This window comes from Desulfovibrio sp. 6_1_46AFAA (assembly GCF_000224635.1).
Lineage (GTDB): Bacteria > Desulfobacterota > Desulfovibrionia > Desulfovibrionales > Desulfovibrionaceae > Desulfovibrio > Desulfovibrio fairfieldensis.
Genome location: NZ_JH114303.1, coordinates 375,358 through 396,005, shown reverse-complemented (window position 1 = coordinate 396,005; position 20,648 = coordinate 375,358). Strand labels below are relative to the sequence as shown.

General features: G+C 60.6%; 17 protein-coding genes and 1 riboswitch. Of the genes, 7 read left to right on the top strand and 10 right to left on the bottom strand.

Annotated features, from left to right (window positions below):
• Position 1 precedes the first annotated feature (1 nt).
• Both HMPREF1022_RS11575 and HMPREF1022_RS19185 read left to right on the top strand, forming a co-directional pair.
• The gene (locus HMPREF1022_RS11575; RefSeq protein WP_232221594.1) at positions 2-718 is read left to right on the top strand and encodes an IS3 family transposase; all 717 of its coding nucleotides are present in this window, start codon (positions 2-4) and stop codon (positions 716-718) included.
• Positions 685-807, top strand: a complete 123-nt coding sequence (locus HMPREF1022_RS19185) for an IS3 family transposase (RefSeq protein WP_009303249.1) — start codon at positions 685-687, stop codon at positions 805-807. Before HMPREF1022_RS11575 ends, HMPREF1022_RS19185 begins: the two co-directional genes overlap by 34 nt.
• 87 nt (positions 808-894) lie before the next feature.
• Here the strand turns inward: HMPREF1022_RS19185 and HMPREF1022_RS11570 are convergent, their stop codons facing one another.
• Genes HMPREF1022_RS11570 through aroC form a run of 5 tightly spaced genes read right to left on the bottom strand, consistent with a single transcriptional unit; the run spans position 895 to position 6,027 of the window.
• On the bottom strand, positions 895-1,998 hold the full coding sequence (locus HMPREF1022_RS11570; protein ID WP_035061503.1) for a hypothetical protein: 1,104 nt from the start codon (positions 1,996-1,998) through the stop codon (positions 895-897).
• An 8-nt stretch (positions 1,999-2,006) separates the two neighbouring features.
• Positions 2,007-2,294: a hypothetical protein gene (locus HMPREF1022_RS11565; RefSeq protein WP_009303247.1), complete on the bottom strand. Its 288-nt coding sequence runs from the start codon at positions 2,292-2,294 to the stop codon at positions 2,007-2,009.
• A gap of 48 nt (positions 2,295-2,342) precedes the next feature.
• Positions 2,343-4,637, bottom strand: a complete 2,295-nt coding sequence (gene recD2, locus HMPREF1022_RS11560; protein WP_009303246.1) for an SF1B family DNA helicase RecD2 — start codon at positions 4,635-4,637, stop codon at positions 2,343-2,345.
• Complete coding sequence (locus HMPREF1022_RS11555; RefSeq protein WP_009303245.1) at positions 4,637-4,942, bottom strand: helix-hairpin-helix domain-containing protein; 306 nt, start codon at positions 4,940-4,942, stop codon at positions 4,637-4,639. Before HMPREF1022_RS11555 ends, recD2 begins: the two co-directional genes overlap by 1 nt.
• Entirely contained in the window at positions 4,939-6,027 is a 1,089-nt protein-coding gene (gene aroC, locus HMPREF1022_RS11550) for a chorismate synthase (protein WP_009303244.1), read from the bottom strand. The genes HMPREF1022_RS11555 and aroC overlap by 4 nt, the downstream gene beginning before the upstream one ends.
• A 1,011-nt stretch (positions 6,028-7,038) precedes the next feature.
• On the opposite strand from aroC, the gene HMPREF1022_RS11545 reads away from it, so the two are divergent.
• The 4 genes from HMPREF1022_RS11545 to HMPREF1022_RS11530 are packed head-to-tail and all read left to right on the top strand — an operon-like array spanning position 7,039 to position 10,016.
• Positions 7,039-7,677 (top strand): ABC transporter permease, encoded by a 639-nt coding sequence (locus HMPREF1022_RS11545; RefSeq protein WP_009303242.1) that lies wholly within the window; start codon positions 7,039-7,041, stop codon positions 7,675-7,677.
• Positions 7,678-7,691: 14 nt separating this feature from the next.
• On the top strand, positions 7,692-8,609 hold the full coding sequence (locus tag HMPREF1022_RS11540) for a glycine betaine ABC transporter substrate-binding protein (protein ID WP_009303241.1): 918 nt from the start codon (positions 7,692-7,694) through the stop codon (positions 8,607-8,609).
• The gene (locus tag HMPREF1022_RS11535) at positions 8,606-9,382 is read left to right on the top strand and encodes an ABC transporter ATP-binding protein (RefSeq protein ID WP_009303240.1); all 777 of its coding nucleotides are present in this window, start codon (positions 8,606-8,608) and stop codon (positions 9,380-9,382) included. Before HMPREF1022_RS11540 ends, HMPREF1022_RS11535 begins: the two co-directional genes overlap by 4 nt.
• Positions 9,375-10,016: an ABC transporter permease gene (locus HMPREF1022_RS11530; protein ID WP_009303239.1), complete on the top strand. Its 642-nt coding sequence runs from the start codon at positions 9,375-9,377 to the stop codon at positions 10,014-10,016. Before HMPREF1022_RS11535 ends, HMPREF1022_RS11530 begins: the two co-directional genes overlap by 8 nt.
• A 236-nt stretch (positions 10,017-10,252) precedes the next feature.
• Here the strand turns inward: HMPREF1022_RS11530 and metK are convergent, their stop codons facing one another.
• Both metK and panC read right to left on the bottom strand, forming a co-directional pair.
• Positions 10,253-11,425, bottom strand: a complete 1,173-nt coding sequence (gene metK / locus HMPREF1022_RS11525; RefSeq protein WP_009303238.1) for a methionine adenosyltransferase — start codon at positions 11,423-11,425, stop codon at positions 10,253-10,255.
• Positions 11,426-11,455: 30 nt separating this feature from the next.
• Positions 11,456-12,304 (bottom strand): pantoate--beta-alanine ligase, encoded by an 849-nt coding sequence (gene panC / locus HMPREF1022_RS11520; RefSeq protein ID WP_008682686.1) that lies wholly within the window; start codon positions 12,302-12,304, stop codon positions 11,456-11,458.
• 152 nt (positions 12,305-12,456) lie between these two features.
• Between panC and HMPREF1022_RS11515 the strand changes: the two genes are divergently transcribed.
• Positions 12,457-13,026, top strand: a complete 570-nt coding sequence (locus HMPREF1022_RS11515; protein ID WP_008682684.1) for a hypothetical protein — start codon at positions 12,457-12,459, stop codon at positions 13,024-13,026.
• 141 nt (positions 13,027-13,167) lie between these two features.
• On the opposite strand, the gene metE is transcribed toward HMPREF1022_RS11515, so the two are convergent.
• The 3 genes from metE to HMPREF1022_RS11500 all read right to left on the bottom strand — a co-directional run bounded on the left by metE (position 13,168) and on the right by HMPREF1022_RS11500 (position 20,604).
• A complete protein-coding gene (metE, locus tag HMPREF1022_RS11510) occupies positions 13,168-15,432 on the bottom strand; it encodes a 5-methyltetrahydropteroyltriglutamate--homocysteine S-methyltransferase (RefSeq protein WP_009303237.1) in 2,265 nt (754 codons plus the stop codon).
• Between the two features lie 286 nt (positions 15,433-15,718).
• A riboswitch (cobalamin riboswitch) is annotated at positions 15,719-15,896 on the bottom strand.
• A 178-nt stretch (positions 15,897-16,074) separates the two neighbouring features.
• Positions 16,075-18,303 carry a bifunctional diguanylate cyclase/phosphodiesterase gene (locus HMPREF1022_RS11505; protein WP_009303236.1) on the bottom strand — a complete coding sequence of 743 codons (2,229 nt, stop codon included), beginning with the start codon at positions 18,301-18,303 and terminating at the stop codon, positions 16,075-16,077.
• 111 nt (positions 18,304-18,414) lie between these two features.
• Positions 18,415-20,604: a putative bifunctional diguanylate cyclase/phosphodiesterase gene (locus HMPREF1022_RS11500; RefSeq protein ID WP_035061494.1), complete on the bottom strand. Its 2,190-nt coding sequence runs from the start codon at positions 20,602-20,604 to the stop codon at positions 18,415-18,417.
• Between the last annotated feature and the right edge of the window lie 44 nt (positions 20,605-20,648).

Sequence of the window (20,648 nt, the reverse complement as noted above, 5' to 3'; positions counted from 1 at the left end):
GATGCGTGTCAGATATCCGCTGTCAATCTTGTTGCATTTTTCCGGCCTATCCCGCTCCGGGTACTATAAATGGAAAAATGCAAGCACCAAAGTTGACAACAACGAAGATATCACGGAGCACATCAAAGCCATCCACTCGTTGCGCCCTTTCTACGGCTACCGGCGTGTGGCAGCGGCTTTACGCCGTGAAGGCTTTGCGGTGAATCACAAGCGTGTTTACCGAATTATGCGCGAACGCAGTATGCAATCGATTATCCGTAAAAAACGGCGATACTTTGGCAGATCGGGTAGTGTCGTCTTCCCAGACCTTTTAAAGCGCGATTTCAAAAGTGTTGTTCCTGGTAAAAAACTTGCGACGGACGTCACATATCTGCCGACAACGAGTGGTTTTATTTATTTGTCCGCTATTCAGGATTTATACAACAACGAGATTGTTTCTTACAGCTTCTCAGCCAGAAACACGCTCGATCTTGTCTTTACCAGTCTGAAGAGACTTCCGGCCATGGATGGCGCGATACTGCATTCCGACCGGGGATTTCAGTACACCCACAAGCTTTATCAAGCAGAACTTGAGCGTTTCGGCCTGCGAGGCAGCCACTCCCGAAGGGGAAATTGCTTAGATAATGCTTGCATGGAATCATTTTTTTCCCACCTCAAGACAGAAACTTTTGCAGGAAAAACGTTATGCGCGCCGAGCAGACGATCGCACTTGTGGTAGAACATATCCGTTTCTATAACACGGAACGGTTTCAGAAAAGGCTCGGCCAGCTTTCCCCGGTGGAGTACCGGAAAAAACTGGCCGCTTGATTACGCCATGGACCTTTTTACTTGTCTATTTGACAGGGGGCAGACCATTCAGCGGCCTCCGGTATAGTGTTCGCAGCATATTTGAGATTATTGTTTCAGTGTTTTTAAACGAGCCTCTGCCGTCGGAATGGCGTCGCGATCAAAAAGTAGAATAATTGTATCATCCACAATGCCGATAGACCCCTGATGTGGAAAAGCTTGTTTGTCGCGCGCAAAATGTAGAGCTTTTTCCATAAGATTCGGTCGCTTCTGGATTTCTTCATTAAGCCTGTCTCCCAGTTTGAGATATTTAGAGAGCAGCCAAAGCTCAAAGCCGGGATTCCAGGCTTGAGATATTGTTCGGGAAGACAGGGGCGTCAAAGGGCCAACCCGAGGGGTATCTTGGAGGTAAGACTTGGTACGGCCCAGTTGAACAAGATTGTATGTTTTGTCAGGGTCGAAATTCGGCAGGCTTTCTATGCGCCCAATGACACGATTGAGCACCGCCAGATCATGCTCTGTGGAGCGCACATGACGGATTTGTTGGTCCAGACAGTTGACGGCCATGCACGGCAGTAACAGAATAAAAAGCAAAAGACCGGCATTGCGTATGGGCGTTTTGCTGTCGGCAAGCAATGTCAGAAGGAAAAAACTGTATACATAGCTGAGACCCATCGCCAGAAAACGGTAAAGGTACCAATTGCTGTTGTTGCTGACCAGAAATTGCGACTTGGCGGCTACCGGGAAGAGTGCAATGGCCACTATGAGAATGGAAACTTTCAGGAGCTGGTGTTGTGTCACATGCACCGCCCTGCTCAGCATGGCTGCCGCGCCTCCCGCCAGAGCGCAAAGTAGAAGGATTTTAAGCCATAGAGACATAAAACCCTGCGGCACGACAAGATGTAGCCAGGATTGGCGCACCAGCTCCCAAAGGCGCTGCGGCAGATCGGTGAACACGACGGTCTGAAACTGGTATAAATCCAGAGAGAAGCCTACCAGGGGATAAAGGCGCAGGCTTACTGCATAGAGCAGGCAAGCCGCCATAAGGCAGAGCAATGCCGGACAGAGCGCTTTGCACAAAACATATAGCGCGCTCAACCTGCCGTCCCATTCCAGAAGTTTGATCAGAACTAAGCCCCAGAAGCAGGTGGTCCAGGTCATGATGGAAGATTGATAGCTGGCCAATGCACATGTCGTCAGAACGACGGCCAAAGCATAGCTCAGCAGGCGATGTCTTCCCGGTTTCTGGCTGGCGTGTAGGGCGAAGACCATTGTAGAAAGGGGGTAAACCAACGGCCCGTTCGACCTCCGCTCAAGAGAGGAATGCCGTCTTCATAACCTACGTCGTGATCGCCAAGAGGAAATTGTGCCAGATCAAAGAAATAGACGATGATATTGATCAGCATTGCCGCGATAAAAGCCTTTTTCCAATCTACGGGAATGCGCTGCCACAATTTCAGCAGGTCTTCGCGCCAATCGGATCTTATCAGCAATGCTCTTTCATTCATGTCTCTTCTTTCCTTAATAAGTAGCAACGAAGACGTTCGACCTTGCTCCTAGCCCTGCGGCGCCAAGCGCCAAGCCAGGCGCGTATAGCGCTTGCGCGTCTTGTTGTTTTTGACGGCCATATGCAGGGCGCGGGATTCGCCCACCAGCACCACCAGCTTTTTGCCGCGCGTCACTCCGGTATAGATCAGGTTGCGCTGGAGCAGCACGTAATGCTGCATCATGATGGGAATAACCACGGCCGGGTATTCCGAGCCCTGGGACTTATGGATGGAAATGGCGTAGGCCGGGGCCAGTTCGTCCAGTTCCTCAAAGTCGTAGGGCACCACGCGTTCGTCAAAACTGACGCTCAGGGTGCGCTCCTTGGAGTCCAGAAAGACAATGCGGCCCATGTCGCCGTTAAAGACATCTTTCTCGTAATTGTTGCGCACCTGCATGACCTTGTCGTGCAGGCGGAAGGCCCGGTCGCCGCGCCGCACCTCCAGGCCGTTGGGATTGAGGGCTTCCTGCAGGCGGGTGTTCATCTGGCCCGCGCCCACGGCGCCCTTGTGCATGGGCGTGAGCACCTGGATGTCGTCCACCGGGTCCAGGCCGAAACGGCGCGGGATATGATTTTTGACCAGATCCACCATCAGATCGGCCACCTTTTCCGGGTCGTTCTGATGGATGAAGTAAAAATCCGACAGCCGTTCCTTGCTGGATTCCAGGCAGGGAATCTCGCCGTGGTTGATGAGGTGCGCGTTGCAGATGATTTCGCTCTCGGCGGACTGGCGGAAAATTTCGGTCAGCTCCACCACCGGCAACACGCCCGAGGAAATGATGTCCGACAGCACATTGCCCGGCCCCACCGAGGGCAACTGGTAGACGTCGCCCACCAGCACCAGGGTCGCGCCCAGGGGCACGGCTTTGAGCAGATGGTAGAAGAGCAGGGTGTCCATCATGGAGGCTTCATCCACCACCAGCAGGCCGCAGGCCAGAGGATTGTCCTCGTTGCGGGCGAAGCCGTCCTCCTTGGGGCTATACTCCAGCAGGCGGTGGATGGTGCGCGCCTCGCGGCCCGAGGTTTCGGCCATGCGTTTGGCGGCCCGGCCCGTGGGCGCGGCCAGCAGGATGCGCGCCCGCACTTCACCGAACAATTTGATGATCGCGTTGATGATGGTGGTCTTGCCCGTGCCGGGGCCGCCGGTGAGCACCATGACCTTGCTGCGCGCCGCCGTGCGCACGGCTTCCAGCTGTTCCGGGGCCAGGGCGATGGGCAGCTCGGCCGTGACCTTGTCCACCAGCGCGTCCGGATTTTCAAAGCGCACGGCCTTGGGCGAGTGCAACAGGCGTTGGAGATAAAAAGCGGTTTTGGATTCGCAATGATGATAGCGACGCAGATAGACGCCCACTTCCACGCCGTCCCCGGCATCAAAGTCGTCCGCGCCGTCCTGGCCCTCGGAATCTTCGGGCGCGTCCATGGCCTCGCGTACCAGGCGTTCGTCCTGTTCCAGGGCGGCAATGGCGTCCCGGGCCTGTTCCGGCTCCACGCTCAGCTGTGCGCAGACGTCCCGCACCAGCTTGTGCTCGGGTAGGTAGACGTTGCCGTCATCCGTGGCCTTTTGCAGAATATAGAGCGTGCCCGCCTGGATGCGCAGCGGATTGTCCGCTTCAAAGCCCAGCTTGGCGGCGGCCGCGTCGGCGGTCACAAAACCGATGCCGTGAATGTCCATGGCCAGGCGGTAGGGATTTTCGCGCACCACGTTAAGGGCCTGGCTGCCGTAGGCCCGGTAGATGCGCACGGCATAGGCCGGGGTGATGCCGTGGGGCTGCAAAAAAAGCAGCAGATCGCGCATGCCCCGGTGTTCGGCCCAGGAGTCGCGGATGCGGCCCAGGCTTTTGCGGCCCAGGCCGCGCACTTTGAGCAGGCGCTCGGGTTCCTCGTCCAGCACGCGGATGGTGTCCGTGCCGAAGGCTTCCACAATGCGCCCGGCCAGTTCTTCGCCCACGCCCTTGATCAGGCCCGAGGCCAGATAGAGACGGATGCCCTCGCTGGTGGCGGGCAGCACTTCCTCGGCGGTGTTGAATTCCACCTGACGGCCGAAACGGACGTTGTTCACCCAGCGCCCGGCCACCTTGAGCTGGACCCCGGCCTGCGGGTCCACCATGTGCCCCACGCAGGACACGGGATCGCGGCTGACGGTACGCGGCGGCGCGCCCGTTACCTTGGCCTCGCCGGTCAGGCCCTTGTCGGGCAACAGGCGAAGGACAGTGTAGCCGTTTTCTTCATTGTGGAAGATCACGCGCTCCACCGTGCCGGTGAGTTCCACGGCGTCGGGATCGCGCAGCAGGGGCAGATCGGCCATCAGTCCTCCGCCTTATCCGGCTTGGTCGCCTTGCGTCGGCGCGACCACCAGAACCAGTCGCACTGCTCCGGCGGCAGATACGGATCGCGGGCCTGCGCCGCAGCGCAACAAAAAAGATCGTACTGGCAGATGTCCACGCTGACGCCCTTCAGGCGGCAAAGGCGCTCGTAGAGTTCACGCGGGTCGCGGGCGGCCAGAGCCGCCACGCTGCTTACGCCCAGCAGGCGGAAGTCCGCCAGCGTGGCCTTGCCCACGGATTTCAGATCCGCCAGAGCGCGTCCATCCGTTGCGGGGCACGGGCTCACAGGCCGTGCCCCATGCGGCTTTGCAGCAACAGGGCGTCGGCCAGGGCCAGGGCGGTCATGGCCGAAAGCACGGGCACAATGCGCGGGATGGCGCAGAGGTCGTGGCGGCCCCCGATACGCACTGTGGCGGCGCGGCCTGTCGTGTCCACGGTATGCTGGTCGTGCGCGATGGAGGCGATGGGCTTGACGGCCGCGCGCAGTATGATGTCCTGACCGCTGGAAATGCCGCCCAAGATGCCGCCGGCGTGATTGGAGGCGAAGCGCACGGATTCAATGGCGCCGTCCGCGCCGGGCAGCAGGGGATCATTATTCTGTGAGCCGCGCAGGCGGGCCGCCGCGAAGCCTTCGCCCACTTCCACGCCCTTGACCGCGCCCACGCTCATGACGGCATGGGCCAGCACCGCCTCCAGCTTGTCGAAGACCGGTTCGCCCAGTCCGGCGGGCACGTCGCGGGCCACGATCTGCACAATGCCGCCCAGGGTGTCCCCGGCCTTGCGGGCTTCGGCCACAGCCGCGTCCCAGAGGGCCGGGCCGGCGTCCGAAGCCGCGAAATACGGGCGGCGTAAAGCGCCGTCCATATCCACGGCGGGCACGGCAATGCCGCCCAGCTCCACGCAGGCCGCCAGAACGGTCACGCCCCGGCGGGCCAGAATTTTTCTGGCGATCACGCCCCCGGCCACGCGTGCGGCTGTTTCCCGGCCCGAGGAGCGGCCGCCGCCGCGATGGTCGCGGATGCCGTTGTATTTCTGAAAATAGCTCCAGTCCGCATGGCCGGGCCGGAAGATTTCGGCCAGATTGCCGTAGTCGCGCGAGCGCTGGTCTTCATTGGCGATATAAAAGGCAATGGGCGTGCCTGTTGTGCGGCCTTCGAACACGCCGGAAAGCAGGCGCACCCGGTCCGCCTCCCTGCGTTTGGTGGCTGTGGGGCCCTGGCCGGGCTTGCGCAGGTCCAGGTCGGCCTGAATGTCCGCCTCGCACAGCTCCAGGCCCGCCGGACAGCCGTCCAGTATGCCGCCCAGGCCGGGCCCGTGGGATTCGCCGAACGTGGTCAGGCGCAGAACGCGCCCGAAAGTGTTGCCCGCCATGGTTACGCCCTGTCCGCGGCCGTGCCGGTGAAGATGTCCGGGAAGAGAACGGGAAGAGGGCAACACGCGAAAAGGCTTGGGGAATTGTTCTGGCTCATGGGGCTCCTTGGGCTGGCGTTGCGGTGGAAAGGCCCGTCCGCAACTGGTCCGGTTTCGCAGTATATGAAAGGCTCCGGCCACTGGCAAGGTTCAGGTATTTCACGCGCCGGACGTGTTGCGCGTCATGCATAAACGAGCGCCTGTGACATTGCATGGCTGTGCGGGTAGGCAAAGGGCTTGCTCACATGCAGCCGGTCGTATTCAGCTCTCTCTCAGGCGACCATAAACGGAAGAAATATGAAGAGGAAAGGTTAAGACGGGTAAAGGCGGTCTTCGGGGGATTCCGGCGCACGGAATGCTCGCGCGCAAAAATTTGATATGGCCCGTAATCGAGGAAGAAATCCGCATTATCCTGAAATCACGAGATAATCTCGGTTGTTGATTTGCCAAAATTTGATATGCGATATATATTATATTCTCAATCCTGAGAGGAGGCTTCTGTGTTTACGGAAGAGCGGAAACACGTTGGCGAACAAAAGGCGTAACAACAGCATTTCAATTTTGAAATGCTCCAACGCCGAACACGGTGAGGCGCGCCGCAAAGACCGGCCCGACGGGCGGCCCGTAGGGCCGTGCCTGTAGCCCAAAGGGCGTACAGGCATTGAGAGCAGCGCGGCGTGGATTCCGGCAAAGCGACCGAAGGCAGCCCGATGGGCAGTCCCCGTTGGCGACAACGGAGCCATACGGGGATCGGCAGCAGTGATAACCGAGCTTTTTGCCGGAATGAACCCTTTGAAACGGAAAGCGTTTCAAAGGTAATCTGCCCTATAGTGAAATTGATCCGCAAAAAGAAGAGTAAAAAGTATTTCTCAATGGGAACGGCAAGCCGGAACGCCGGACAAAGACGACTTTGGCATACTTGTCAATGCACCACGGCGAAGCGGTCTTTCGCCGAAAGACATTGAGGCCCGCATGCGTCAGGCGATAATCGCATACTTCATGGCCAATAGCGCGACTTTCTGGTCCGCGGTGCGGGAGCATGTGCTGATCAGCGCGGCGTCTCTCGCCGTGGCGCTGCTCATTGCCGTCCCCGGAGGATACTTGTGCGTGCGGTATGGCGGTCTGAAAAAAGCGCTGCTCGCCGTGTTCCAGACGCTTCGCATCGTTCCGAGCCTGGCGGTGCTTTTTCTGCTTATTCCTGTCATGGGCACGGGATTCATGCCCGCGACCGCCGCGCTTGTGTTGTTGGCCGTACCGCCCATCCTGCTGAACACCGTTGCCGGTCTGGACGGGGTGCCGCAAGGTATGCTGGAAACAGCGGCGGGGCTGGGCATGACCCGGCGGCAGGTCTGGCGGAAAGTACGTTTTCCCCTGGCTATGCCCATGATTTTGACAGGCGTGAAAATCGCTGTCATTGAAATAATAGCGAGTGCGACCCTTGCGGCGAAAATCGGCGCCGGAGGGCTGGGCGAAATTATTTTTACCGGTCTTGGTTTGAACAGAATCGATCTGCTTCTCATCGGCGGTTTCTCCGTCGCGGTTCTCTCGCTGGCCGGCGGATTGACGTTCGCCGTCCTGGACAAAGCGCTGTTCCGGTACAGAGAGGCATGAGAGCGGGAGAAAGCATGAAAACCTGGAAAAAGGCCGTCATGGCGGCAATGGGAATTTTGGCGGCGGGGATGCAGCTGTTCTCGTGCGGCGGCGAGACAAAAGGGACGGCCATCAGGGTCGGAACCAAGGATTTTACGGAAAACCTGGTCGTCGGCGAATTGTATGCCCTCGCTCTTGAAGACGCCGGATATACGGTAAAGCGCGTTTTTACTATTGCGGGATCGGTGGTGCATGCCTCCATTGTGAACGGCGAGATTGACCTCTATCCGGAATACACCGGGACGGGCCTGCTGACGGTGCTGAAAATGGAAGCCATGGCGGACCCCGCGCAGGTATACGCAACGGTCAAACGGGAGTATGCCCGGCGCTTCAACCTTGTCTGGCTTGAGCCGTCCCGCGCCAACGACAGCCAGGGCCTGGCCCTGAAAACATCCGTGGCCCGCGAGTTCGGCATAGCCACCATCTCCGATCTGCAACGGAATGCCCACAAGATCCGCTTCGCATCCCAGGGAGAGTTCGACCAGCGCGCCGACGGCCTGCCCGGCCTGGAGCAGGTGTACGGGCCGTTCCGCTGGAAGTCTTCGCGGGTTTTCGACAACGGCCTGAAGTATCAGGTTCTGCTGGATGATGAGGCTGACCTTGTTCCCGCCTATACCACCGAGGGCCGTTTGGCGGACACCGAAAAATTCACGCTTCTGCGGGACGACAAGCACATGTGGTCGCCGTATTACCTGGCTCCGGTCATTCGTGCCGACGTGCTGGCGACGCATCCCGACATTGCGGGTATCCTGAACCGGGTAAGCGCCTCTCTTGACACCGGCACCATGACCGCGCTCAACGCCAAAGTGGATGTGGACAAAAGGGAGATCGCGGATGTGGCGAAGGAGTTCTACCTCGGGATACGGCCGCAACCCGGCGGAGAAGGGCGGTGAGCCGATGCGCCATTTTATTTGACGGCGTCAGCAAGCGTTTCGGCCGCTCCGGGCCGTTTGCCGTCGATCATGTGCATCTTTCCATTAACGAGGGGGAGTTCATCACCATTCTCGGGTCGTCAGGCTCCGGCAAAACCACCCTGTTGAAAATGGTGAATCGGCTGTATGAACCGGACACCGGGTCCATTTATCTTTTCGGCGAGAACGCGCGGGATGTCGATGTGATCAAGCTGCGGCGGCGCATCGGTTACGTCATCCAGCAGGCGGGCCTGTTCCCTCACATGACCGTGGCCGGGAACATCGCGACGGTCCCCGAGCTGCTCGGGTGGAACCGGCGGCGCATCGCGGCGCGGGTGGAGGAACTGCTGCGTCTGGTTGGCCTCGAGCCGGACCTCTTCCGTGCCCGTTACCCAGGACAACTTTCCGGCGGCCAGCAGCAGCGGGTCGGACTTGCCCGCGCGCTGGCGGTGGACCCCAAGATCATGCTTCTGGATGAGCCGTTCGGTGCCATTGACGCCATAACCCGGAACAGTCTTCAGGATGAATTGCTCCGATTGCACGGCGGCCTGAAGAAAACATTCCTTTTTGTCACCCATGATATTGCCGAGGCCGTCAAGCTGGGAGACAGAGTGGTTGTGATGAACCAGGGCAAAGTCTGCCAGTTCGACACGCCGATGAATATCATCCGGGAACCGGCCGATGACTTTGTGGCCTCCCTTGTCGGCTCCGCGCGGCAGCAGCAACGGCTCTGGGTAGGTTTTGCCGATGCTTGACTATCTGTTCAGCCAATACGCCACGCTTGGCCGGGCATTTCTCGAGCATCTGTGGATGGTTGCCGTTGTTCTCGGGCTCTCGCTGGCTGCTGCGGCGGTTTTGACCGTGACGGCCATGTATTCGAAGGTCTGGTCCGCCTTTCTGGTAAACCTCTTTTCCGTGATTTACGCCATTCCCAGCCTGGCGTTGTTCGCCATCCTCATTCCCGCCACCGGCCTGGGGACGACCACGGCGATCATTGTTCTCATCCTCTACAATCAATATGTGCTGCTGCGCAATTTTCTTGCCGGTCTGCGCGGGGTGGACCCGGCGGTGCTCGAGGCCGCCGCCGGAATGGGCATGTCCACGTTGCAGGTGCTGTACAAAATCCGCCTGCCCCTGTCGCTCAATCCCCTCTTCGCCGGACTCCGCCTTGCCGCCGTTTCGACCATCGGCATAGCGACCATCGCCGCGACCATCAATGCGGGCGGCCTGGGCAGCATTTTGTTTGACGGCTTGCGCTCCATGAATATGTATAAAATCATGTGGGGTGCCCTGCTTTCCGCCTGCCTGGCCATAGGGGCGAACCATCTGCTGCTGTGGCTGGAAAATAAAGTGGCCGTAGCCGTTCCAGGAACGAAAGACGGCGTATGAAGAGGGGACGTTGAGGGACCGGCGTCGACGTGGGGCCGGAGCGTCCTGCGGGAAAAGCGTTTTGTTGCTTTTTAGAGCATTTCAACGTTGAAATGCTCTAATATGGAAAAACATCCGCGGGTCAGGGGCGGCGAAGAATGCCGTCCCTGACCCGCGGATGTTTTTTTCAATTTTTCAATCCGGCCGGGAGCTGAAAGGCGTAGCCCCAGCCATCAAAGCAGACGTATGACGCCGCGCTAAACCTTGGCGGCGGTGCGCAGGTCGGCCGCCGCGTCCGTGGCTTCCCAGGTGAACTCCGGCAGCTCGCGGCCGAAATGCCCGTAGCAGGAGGTCTTGGCGTAAATGGGGCGCTTGAGGTTCAGGCGCTTGCTGATGAAATAGGGGCGCAGGTCAAAGACTTCGCGCACGGCCTTGGTCAGGATTTCGTCCGGGATGTCGCCCGTGCCCTGAGAGGACACCAGCACGCTCACCGGCTGGGCCACGCCGATGCAATAGGCGATCTGCACTTCGCAGACCGGCGCGAGACCGGCGGCCACCACGTTCTTGGCAATGTAGCGGCCCATATATGCGCCGGAGCGGTCCACCTTGGAAGGGTCCTTGCCGGAAAATGCGCCGCCGCCGTGATGGCCGCTGCCGCCATAGGTATCCTGAATGATTTTGCGGCCGGTCAACCCGCAGTCGCCCATGGGGCCGCCCACTACGAAGCGGCCCGTGGTGTTGATGAAGATTTCGCAGTCCTTTTCGTCAAAATAGCCCGAGGGTCCAAGAATGGGGCGGATGACCTCGTTTTTCACGGCTTCGGCCACTTCGCCCTGGCTGGCGCTGGCCGCGTGCTGGGTGGAAACCACCACGTTGTTGATGCGCACGGGCTTGCCGTCCTGATACTCGAAGGAGACCTGGGTTTTGCCGTCCGGGCGGAAGAAGTCAACGATGCCGTCCTTGCGCACGCGGGCCAGCTGTTGCGAAAGCTGGTGGGCCCAGTAGATGGGCGCGGGCATCAGGGTGGCGGTTTCATTGCAGGCGTAGCCGAACATCATGCCCTGGTCGCCGGCGCCCTGGTCTTCGGGCTTGGTGCGCAGCACGCCCTGAGCGATGTCCGGCGACTGATGGTCGATGGAGGAGATCACCGCGCAGGTCTGCCAGTCAAAGCCCATTTCCGAGCTGTTATAGCCGATGTTCTTGATGGTATCGCGCACCACCTTGGGCAGGTCCGCATAGCCGCGCGTGCTGATTTCGCCGGCAATGACGGCCATGCCCGTGGTCACCAGAGTTTCGCAGGCCACGTGAGCTTCCGAGTCCTGGGCCAGCAGGGTGTCCAGCACGGCGTCGGAAATCTGGTCGGCCACCTTGTCGGGATGTCCCTCGGTCACGGATTCGGAGGTGAAAAAGTATTTGCCCTTGGTTTGCATTGTCGTCTCCTTGCGAAATGGAATGTCGTCTTATGAACGCAGCAGAATATTGTCAATGAGCCGGGCCTTGCCCATGCGCACCGCGCAGGCCATCAGGGCCGGGCCGTTTACCTCGTTGAGCTGAGCCATGGATTCGGGATGCACAATGGAAAGATAGTCCAGACGGCCCAGAGGCAGGCGCTCGGCCCAGCGCCGCAGCACGGCCTCGCGCAGCAGGGCCGCGCTGGTTTCGCCTTCCTGCGTCAGCTTTTGGGCGTAGAGCAGGGCCGCGCGGATTTCCGGGGCCTGGGCGCGTTCCGCGGCGGTCATATAGACGTTGCGGGAGGACAGGGCCAGACCGTCGGCCTCGCGCACCGTCGGACGGGCCTCAATGCGCGTGGGCACGTTGAGGTCGCGGACCATACGGCGGATGATGGCCTGCTGCTGCCAGTCCTTCTGGCCGAATACGGCGACATCGGCCCGAGTGAGCATAAAAAGTTTGAGCACCACGGTGCAGACCCCCCGGAAATGGATGGGTCGGCTCTGGCCGCAGAGGCCTTTCGCCAGTTCCGGCACCTCCACCCAGGTGGCGTGGTCCGGCGCGTACATGGAACCCGGCTCGGGCATGAAGAGCACGTCCGCGCCGTGGCTTTCGGCAATGGCGGCGTCGCGCTCGGCATCACGGGGGTAGGCTTCCAGATCCTCGCCGGGGCCGAACTGCGCGGGATTCACGAACAGGCTGACCACCAGGCGCTTGGCCAGGCCGCGCGCGTGGACCATCAGGTCTTCATGCCCGGCGTGGTAATAACCCATGGTGGGAACCAGGGCGATATCCTCGCCTTGGGCGTGCCAGGCCCGGCATTGGGCCGCCAATTCTTGGGGATTGGTTAATATCTGCATATCAAGGTATTGTGATATAGTTGATGAATGTCCTTTTATACATGCGCGCACCAGGCTTGTAAAGGAAAACAGGCCGGGAAAGCTCGGGGCGCGCGGCATGTCCGCCTTGACCCCCCCTAGGCTTGCGGGCATAACAATGCGCGGAGGCTTGCATGGTTAAACCGTTTTATCAGGGCAAACTGGATACCTTCTGCGCCATTTACGCGGTACTTAATGCTCTGCGCCTGACCCACGGCATCCGGGTGCTCAAGGCGCGGGACATTCTCAACGAAACCCTGCTGGCCCTGGCAGGCGCGCCCGAGGCCTTCAGGGCCGTGCTGGATCAGGAAACAGATTATCTCAATCTGGTGGACGGCATGCTGCGGGCGCAGAGCCGCGCCTTTCCCCTGGAGGTGCGCAGGCCTTTTGCCCCGGAGGAGCAGCCCACAGTGGACGAGCTCTGGCGGGCCTGCCGGGAATGGCTCGCGCCGGAGCGCGGCCGCGCGGTCATTTTCCGCTTTCTGCGCAGTCTGACCCCGGAGGGCCCGCCGGTGAACCGCCACTGGACCACCGCCGACCACATGAACGATGAAATCCTGCACCTCTTTGATTGCAGCCACGAGGCCGAAGCCATTCTGAACATCCGCAAGGACAGTTTCGTCACCCGGCCCGAGGCCGTGAGCCAGGGCCGTCTGCTCTATATCCAGCCCGACAGCCTGCGTCTGCTGCGTCTTCCGTTTTAAGGAAGCGCTGACTACCGGTCTTTTTGCCCTCTGCCCGCGTCAGGCCCGCTCCGTCGCCCTCGGCAAAGAACAACATCCTCAGTAATCAGCACTTCCTTACCAATCTATGGGACAGGCAGGTTTCGACCCGTCCGGTACGCGTCAGCGCAGGCTTTCACGTACCCGCAAAGCGGCGGCGACCATATTCTCAAGAGAAGGATATGCCTCGTCCCACTGGCGGGTTTTCAGGCCGCAATCGGGATTTACCCACAACTGTTCCTTGGGAATGTGGCGCAAGGCCCTGCGCAGGAGATCCGTCATCTCCTCCACGCCAGGGATGCGCGGGCTGTGGATGTCGTACACGCCCGGCCCCACTTCTCCCTGATAGTGGAACGCGGTGAAGGCTTCCAGCAGTTCCATGCCGCTGCGGCTGGATTCAATGCTGATGACGTCCGCATCCATTTGGGCGATCCAGGGCAGAATGGCGTTGAACTCGCTGTAGCACATATGGGTGTGGATCTGTGTGGCGTCCTCCACGCCGGACGCGGCCAGACGGAAGGCGTCCACCGCCCGGCGCAGATAGTCTTCCGCCGCAGCTTTGGTCAGGGGCATACCTTCCCGCAGGGCCGCTTCGTCGATCTGGATGATGCGGATGCCCGCCTTTTCCAGATCCAGCACTTCGTCGCGGATAGCCAGGGCGATCTGTTTGCAGACTTCGCCGCGTTCCAGGTCCTCGCGAACGAAGCTCCAGCAGAGAATCGTCACCGGGCCGGTCAGCATGCCCTTGACCGGTTTTTGCGTGAGCGACTGCGCGTAGAGAATCCAGTCCACGGTCATGGGCCGCTTGCGGTACACGTCGCCGTAGATGACGGGCGGCTTTACGCAGCGGCTGCCGTAGCTCTGCACCCAGCCATTCTGCGTAAAGCAGAAGCCGCCGAGCTGCTGGCCGAAATATTCCACCATATCGTTGCGTTCAGCCTCGCCATGCACAAGGACGTCCAGGCCCAGTTTCTCCTGCTTTGCGATGCAGTTTTTGATTTCTTGTCTGATGGCGGCCAGATAGTCCGCTTCCGGCATGTCGCCCCGCTTGTAGTCCAGGCGTGTTTTACGGATGGCGGCGGTCTGCGGGAAGGAGCCGATGGTCGTGGTGGGCAGCGGGGGCAGGTTGAGCCAGGACTGCGCGGCATGCCGTTGCGGATAGGCCGAGCGGCGGGAAAGCTGGTCCGGCGTGACGGCGGACGCGCGTCGGCGCACGGCGTCAATGCGGCTGTCGGCATGCCCGGCAGCCGCCCGCAATACGGCGGCATTGGCCGCCAGGGCCGCGTGGTCGCTGTTTTCCGCGATGTTTCGCAGGTCGGTCAGCTCCGCGCACTTCTGCACGGCAAAGGCCATGCGGTTCCGGATGTGCTCCGGCAGGGTTGTTTCTTTCTCCAGGTCCACAGGGCAGTGCAGCAGCGAGCAGCTTGATCCCAGCAAAACCCGTTCCGTGCCGAGCGCGGCGACGGCCCGCGTGACAAGGGGCAGGATTTGGGCGTAATCGCTTTTCCAGATATTGCGTCCGTTCACCACGCCGAGCGAAAGCGCCGTGTCGGCGGGGAGCTTGTCCAGAACGGCATCCAGTTGTTCCCTGCCGCGCACAATGTCCACATGCAGCGTTGCGCAGCCGGAAGCGAGGGCTAGATCCAGATTCCGGCAGAGCGGGCCGAAATAGGTCGTCAGCATGAGCTTGCCGTTGCCGGCCGCGTTCAGGGCCGCGTAGACCTCCCGAAAAGCCACGCTCGCCTCTTGCGGCAGAAGTTCCGTGCAGAGCACGGGTTCCTCAACCTGGATGCGGTCGCACAAGGGCGCAAGAAGCGTAAAAAGGTCGGCATAGGCGGCCGTAACCGCGTCCAGACGCTCCCACTTGCGCGCGCCGTTGCGGGCTTTTGCCAGGGCCAGCCAGGTGAACGGACCGATCAGGGCCGGTTTCGGCGAAAAGCCGAGTTCCCCGGCCAGCCTTGTATCCGCGACCAGCGGGTGCTCTTCGCGATGCCAAGGCGTATCGGCATCGATTTCCGGCACAAGATAGTGGTAGTTGGTGTCAAACCACTTGGTCATTTCCAAGGCCGGGATGTTGCGCCGCGCATCGCCGCGCGCCATGCTGAAATACAGATCCGGGTGCGCGTCCTTGAGGCAGGGGGCAAAGCGGGGAGGCATTGCGCCGAGCATGCGGGTTATGTCCAGCATGCGGTCATAGAGTGAAAAATCGCCTGTGGTCACATAGTCAAGACCGGCGTCTTGCTGGATGCGCCAATGGCGTTTCTTCAGCGCCGTGCAGGTTTCGGCAAGCGCTTCAGCGGCAAGATCGCCTTTCCAGAAGGCTTCGAGAGCCTGTTTCAGCTCCCGCTGTTTTCCGATGGACGGGAAACCGAGAATGTGAGTTCGCATGGGATGCTCCTTTCAAAAGAGTTGAAAGGGCAGTCCATTTCACGTGCGTCCGGAGCCGGAATACAGGGATGCATCCGGAGAGGGCGGTCCGACTTTGTGCGGGACAAACCGCTCCGCGCGGGCTTTCAGGAAAATCCGCGCCGCGAAATTGCCGCACGGCGCATCCGCCGGTGGGCCGTGGAACGCAAAACAGCGGAGATGCCGGGCCGTTGGGCGGCAATTTCAAACGTAAGCTCCAGTCCGGGCAAATGCCTATACGCGAGACAGTACTGCCGTGCCGCACCAATCGCGGCCATTGTGACAAGTCGTCTCCTGACTTCCGGCCCGTGCTCGCCTTGCCTTCCCGTTCGTCCGTGTCGAACAGTGGCTTCGGTTGGGTTTGTCCCGGTTACAGTGGCGCGTCCGTAGCGGATTTACACCGCTTTCCGTTTATCATCACAATATCTAGATAAATTGATATATGCTTTGGCCTGCGCTGTCAAGCATTGCCGAGGGACAAGCCCACGGGGCGAAGGCGTGGAAAATCGCCGCACGAGGGCGGTGTTCAATGGGGGGGCGGGCATGAATTGGGAGCGGCGTTGCCCCCCGACGGCCTTTCCGAGAGGCGCACGGATCAGGAAAAGCTTCCGGCAATGCGGCGGTTCAGTATTCCCGGTCCGGAGCGTTCAAGCCCAGGGGCAGGTTCAGGCGGCGGGCTTCCTCCTGGAGGCTGGGGTCCACCCAGAAGGCCTTTTCCTGCACAAAGCTGAGCACCTCGAATTCTTCGGGATCCACCGGGCGCGAGTAATAGTAGCCCTGGGCGTAATTGCAGCCGATGCTGAGCAGAAAGCGCGCCTGCTCCACAGTTTCCACGCCTTCGGCGATGATTTTCATCTTGAGCTGGCGGGCCAGGGTGACGGTGTTGCGGGCTACGATCTGGCCGCGTTCATTGTCCGTGCCGTCACTGATGAAGGTGCGGTCCAGCTTGACGATGTTGAAGGGCAGGGCGCGCAGGGTGCTCAAGGAGGAATAGCCCGTGCCGAAATCGTCCATGGAAAAGACGAAGCCCTGTTCCTGGAGGTCGTTCATGACCCGGATCAGGGTTCTTTCGCTTTCAAAAAAGGCGCTTTCCGTGAGTTCCAGTTCCAGCAGGTGCCGGGGCAGGCGGTATTTGTCGGTCAGGGTCAGCAGCTTGCCGCAGAAACGGTCGTCGTTGAAGTGCATGCGGGAGACGTTAATGGACACGGGCGTGGGCCGATAGCCCTTGTCCAGCCAGAGGCGCAGCATTTTACAGGTCTGTTCCCAGATGTACTCGTCAAAACGGACGATGAAGCCGTTGCGTTCGAACAGCGGCACAAAGCGGCCCGGCAGGATCAGCCCGTCCGTGGGGTGTTGCCAGCGGGCCAGGGCCTCGGCCCCCACAATTCGGCCGCTGGAAATCTCCACCTTGGGCTGGAGGTAGAGCACGAACTGGCCTTTTTCCAGGGCCTCGTGCATCTGGTCCTTGATATTATTTTCATCCAGCAGCCGGGCGCGCAACTCGCCGTCGTAAAAGGCGTAGTTGGTCAGATCGCTGCCTTTGACGGTTTTCAGGGCCAGATGGGCCCAGTCGCAGAGCACGTGCACCGGGGTCCTGCGTTTTTCCACCGGGCAGATGCCGAAAAAGAGCATGACACGGTAGGATTGGGTATATTCGCGCAACTGGCGCGAGAGCCAGCCCACAAAATGTCGGACCCGCTCGCGGTCGCCCGCGAGGCAGGCCACAAACACGTCGCCGGACAGGCGGGCGAAGGTTTCCAGCCGTTTGTCGATCTGTTCGCGCACAAGATGGGCGATGGCCCGCAGCAGGCGGTCGCCTTCCTCCAGGCCGAACATTTCGTTGATGCCTTTGAAGCCCGCCACGTCGAAACGCACGATATGCCGCGGCCCGTCGCCCTGGCGGATCAGCAGGTCGGCCTTTTCAAAAAAGGTCTGCATGTTGTACGCGCCGGTCAGGGGGTCGTATTCAGCCCTGAAGTGCAGGGCCTGCGTGGCCCGGGTGACTTCGTCCACGTCGTTGATGGTGCCGATGTAGCGGATGCCGAGGTCCGGGTCGGTCAGGCAGGTATAGGTGACCCTGCACCAGATGAAGCGCCCGTCCCGGCGGCGCAGGCGCACGGTCATCTCGCCCGAGGAGGCGCCCTGTTCCAGCGCGTTCAGGCAGTCCTTGAAGATCCCCCCGTCCTCCGGGGAAAGCACATTGTCCTCGCGCCAGACGTCAAAAAGCCAGCGGCCGTTGTAATCGCCCGCCAACAGTTGCGGAATGTGCGGCGAGGTGTAGGTGGGCTGATTGTCGCGCCATTCGAACACCAGGGTATTGGTGTGGTCCAGCACGGCCTTGTAACGCAGCTCGTCCAGCCGCCGACGCTGGAGCAGGGCGTTTTCGCGGGCCAGGCCGACGGCGCGTTTCTGTTCGTCTACATCCTGCACGCAGATCATATGCAGAGGGCGGCCGGAAGCGGCGCAGGCCAAGGGAAAGACCGTGAAGCGCGCCCAGCGGTATTGCCCGTCGCGGCATTTTTTGCGCACGTCGCCGGAAGCATAGCCCTGTTTGAGGCTTTCTCCCTGGTGCAGGGTCTTGGGATTGAGCAGGTGCAGGAAAATTTCCCGGTCTTCAGGATGGATGAGCGTCTCGGCAATGGCCCGCAGGGTGGCGGCCACGCCCATGCCGGGCGGCGGCGGGCAGAAGAGCACGTCGCCCATGTGGATCAGGCGGTAGCTGTCGCCGCTGAAATCCACTTCAAAGATTTCGCCGAAGATGCTGCGCAGCACGCAGTTGTAGCGGGCCTGCTCCATCTCGTCCGTCGCCGGTCCCAGCGCCGGGGCGGCCGATGTCTGAACCCGCTGTTCCATTACGCATCCTCGACGCGGTCGGCGTTTGGAAACCCATGTCAAGGGGCTTCGTTCAGTTTTTTTCTAGCATTCCCGCCAATCGTTGGCAATCCGGGCACGTTGCGACGTGGTTTATTCTTCCGCGGCTTCGTCGGGTTCCGTGCCGGGGAGGCGGTCCTGAAGGCGCGGGTCCACCCAGAAGCTTTTGCCGCGCACGAAACTGAAGACCTCGAATTCCCGCGCGTCCATGGGGCGCGAGTAATAAAAGCCCTGGGCGTGGTCGCAACCCATGTTCCGCAGAAAAAGGGCCTGCTCCACGGTTTCCACGCCTTCCGCGATGATCCGCATGCCGAGCTGCTTGGCCAGGACGATGGTGTTGCGGGCCACAATGCGGCCGCGCTGGTTGCCCGTGCTGTCGCTGACAAAGGCGCGGTCGAGCTTGACGGTATTGAAAGGCAGGGCACGCAGGGTGTTCAGCGAAGAGTAGCCGGTGCCGAAGTCATCCATGGAAAAGGCGAAACCGTTCTCCTGAAGGCTGTGCATGGTTCGCTGGAGGATTTTTTCATTTTCAAAAAAGGCGCTCTCCGTGAGCTCCAGTTCCAGCAGATGCCGGGGCAGTCGGTATTTGTCGGTCAGGGCCCGCAATTTGTCGCAGAAGCCGTTGTCGTTGAAGTGCATGCGCGAGACATTGATGGACACGGGCAGGGGACGGTAGCCCTTGTCCAGCCAGGAGCGCAGCAGCTTGCAGGCCTCCTCCCAGATGTATTCGTCCAGCTGGATGATGAAGCCGTTGCGTTCGAAAAAGGGCACAAAACGGCTCGGCGGGATCAGGCCCCGTTCCGGATGTCGCCAGCGGGCCAGGGCTTCGGCTCCCACAATGCGCCCGCTGAATATTTCCACCTTGGGCTGGAGGTAGGCTACGAACTGGCCTTCGGCCAGGGCCGTGTACATCTGGTCCTTGATGAAGAGTTCGTCCAGCACCCGGTTGCGCAACTCGTCGTCATAAAAGGCATAGTCGGTCATGCCGCGGCCCTTGACGGACTTGAGGGCCAGATAGGCCCGCTCGCAGATTTCGCGCACCGGGGTTGCCGGGTCATCCACCCGGCAGACGCCGAAAAAGAGTTCGGGCCGGTAGGCCTTGGCGTATTCCGCGGTGCCGTAGCGCAGCCATTCCATGAATTTCCAGACGCGTTCGTGGTCGCCCTCCAGGCAGGCCAGGAAAATATCGCCGGAGAGCCGGGCAAAAATCTCCCGGTCCGCAGAGAGGTTCTCTTTGGTCAGGTAGGAGATGGCCCGCAAAAGGCGCCTGCCTTCTTCCTGGCCGAAGCGTTCGTCGATGGATTTGAAGCCCGTCACGTCATAGCGCACGATATGGCGCGGCGTGTCCGGATACCTGCGCAGCAGCCGTTCGGTTTTTCCCAGAAAGGTAGGCATGGTGCAGGCTCCGGTCAGGTCGTCGTATTCCGCCTGCTGGCGCAGGGAGTGCGCGGTGTGGATGGCCTTGTCCACATCCCGGAGGCTGCCCACATAGCGCGCGCCGGTCGCGGTGTTGTCGATCCGGGTGCAGGAAACGACGTACCAGGTGAACGCGCCCGTCCTGCGGCGCAGGCGCACGGTGACCGCGCTGGAGAGATCGCCGGCGGCCAGAGCGCGCAGAAAATTTCCGAACATGGGGCGGTCTTCGGAAAAAAGGACGCTGTCTTCGCGCCAGAGGTCAAAGAGATGTCGGCCGTCGTAACTTCCTGCCAGCAGCCGGGGAATCGCGGCGTCCACATAGGTGAGCGTCTGTTCCTGCCATTCGAAGACCAGGCTGCGCGTCTGTTCGGTAATCGCCCTGTAGCGCAGGTAATCCAGGCTCTGGAGGTGCAGGATGACATTTTCGCGGGTGCTGGCGCCGAGGTGTTTGTAACCGTCGATATCCTGAAAGCAGATCAGATAGCGTTCCCGCCCGCTCTCGTCGAAAGGAAAAACCATGATGCGCACCCAGCGGTAGCTGCCGTCCAGGCATTTTTTGCGGTATTCGGCGCCCGTGCTTCTGCCGGTGGTCGCCAGGGCGCGGCGCAGTTCCTCCCGCCGGAACATCTGCCGGAAGCCGGCCTTGTCCTCGGGATGGATCAGGGTGTCGGCGGCCGCTTCCAGCATGACGGCGAGGCCGCGGCCCTCCGGCGGCGCACAGAATTTTTCGCCGCTCTGAAAGACAGAACGGTAAAAATCGGCGTTGAAATCCAGCTCGTAGATCTGGTCGTAGAAATTGCTCAACAGGCGGGCATAGCGCCTTTCCATAGCCGCGGCAGCCGGGTCATCCGACGCATACGGCCTCATGATGCTCTCTCTCTCTCTCTCTCTCTCTCTCTCTCTCTCTCTCT

What these genes read in the sequence shown, in the direction of transcription:
- HMPREF1022_RS19185 (WP_009303249.1), top strand. Translation starts at nt 685, where the DNA reads ATGCGCGCCGAGCAGACGATCGCACTTGTGGTAGAACATATCCGTTTC.
- HMPREF1022_RS11500 (WP_035061494.1), bottom strand. Translation starts at nt 20,604, where the DNA reads ATGAGGCCGTATGCGTCGGATGACCCGGCTGCCGCGGCTATGGAAAGG.
- HMPREF1022_RS11545 (WP_009303242.1), top strand. Translation starts at nt 7,039, where the DNA reads ATGCGTCAGGCGATAATCGCATACTTCATGGCCAATAGCGCGACTTTC.
- HMPREF1022_RS11505 (WP_009303236.1), bottom strand. Translation starts at nt 18,303, where the DNA reads ATGGAACAGCGGGTTCAGACATCGGCCGCCCCGGCGCTGGGACCGGCG.
- aroC (WP_009303244.1), bottom strand. Translation starts at nt 6,027, where the DNA reads ATGGCGGGCAACACTTTCGGGCGCGTTCTGCGCCTGACCACGTTCGGC.
- HMPREF1022_RS11540 (WP_009303241.1), top strand. Translation starts at nt 7,692, where the DNA reads ATGAAAACCTGGAAAAAGGCCGTCATGGCGGCAATGGGAATTTTGGCG.
- HMPREF1022_RS11565 (WP_009303247.1), bottom strand. Translation starts at nt 2,294, where the DNA reads ATGAATGAAAGAGCATTGCTGATAAGATCCGATTGGCGCGAAGACCTG.
- panC (WP_008682686.1), bottom strand. Translation starts at nt 12,304, where the DNA reads ATGCAGATATTAACCAATCCCCAAGAATTGGCGGCCCAATGCCGGGCC.
- metK (WP_009303238.1), bottom strand. Translation starts at nt 11,425, where the DNA reads ATGCAAACCAAGGGCAAATACTTTTTCACCTCCGAATCCGTGACCGAG.
- HMPREF1022_RS11575 (WP_232221594.1), top strand. Translation starts at nt 2, where the DNA reads ATGCGTGTCAGATATCCGCTGTCAATCTTGTTGCATTTTTCCGGCCTA.
- metE (WP_009303237.1), bottom strand. Translation starts at nt 15,432, where the DNA reads ATGCGAACTCACATTCTCGGTTTCCCGTCCATCGGAAAACAGCGGGAG.
- HMPREF1022_RS11530 (WP_009303239.1), top strand. Translation starts at nt 9,375, where the DNA reads ATGCTTGACTATCTGTTCAGCCAATACGCCACGCTTGGCCGGGCATTT.
- recD2 (WP_009303246.1), bottom strand. Translation starts at nt 4,637, where the DNA reads ATGGCCGATCTGCCCCTGCTGCGCGATCCCGACGCCGTGGAACTCACC.
- HMPREF1022_RS11515 (WP_008682684.1), top strand. Translation starts at nt 12,457, where the DNA reads ATGGTTAAACCGTTTTATCAGGGCAAACTGGATACCTTCTGCGCCATT.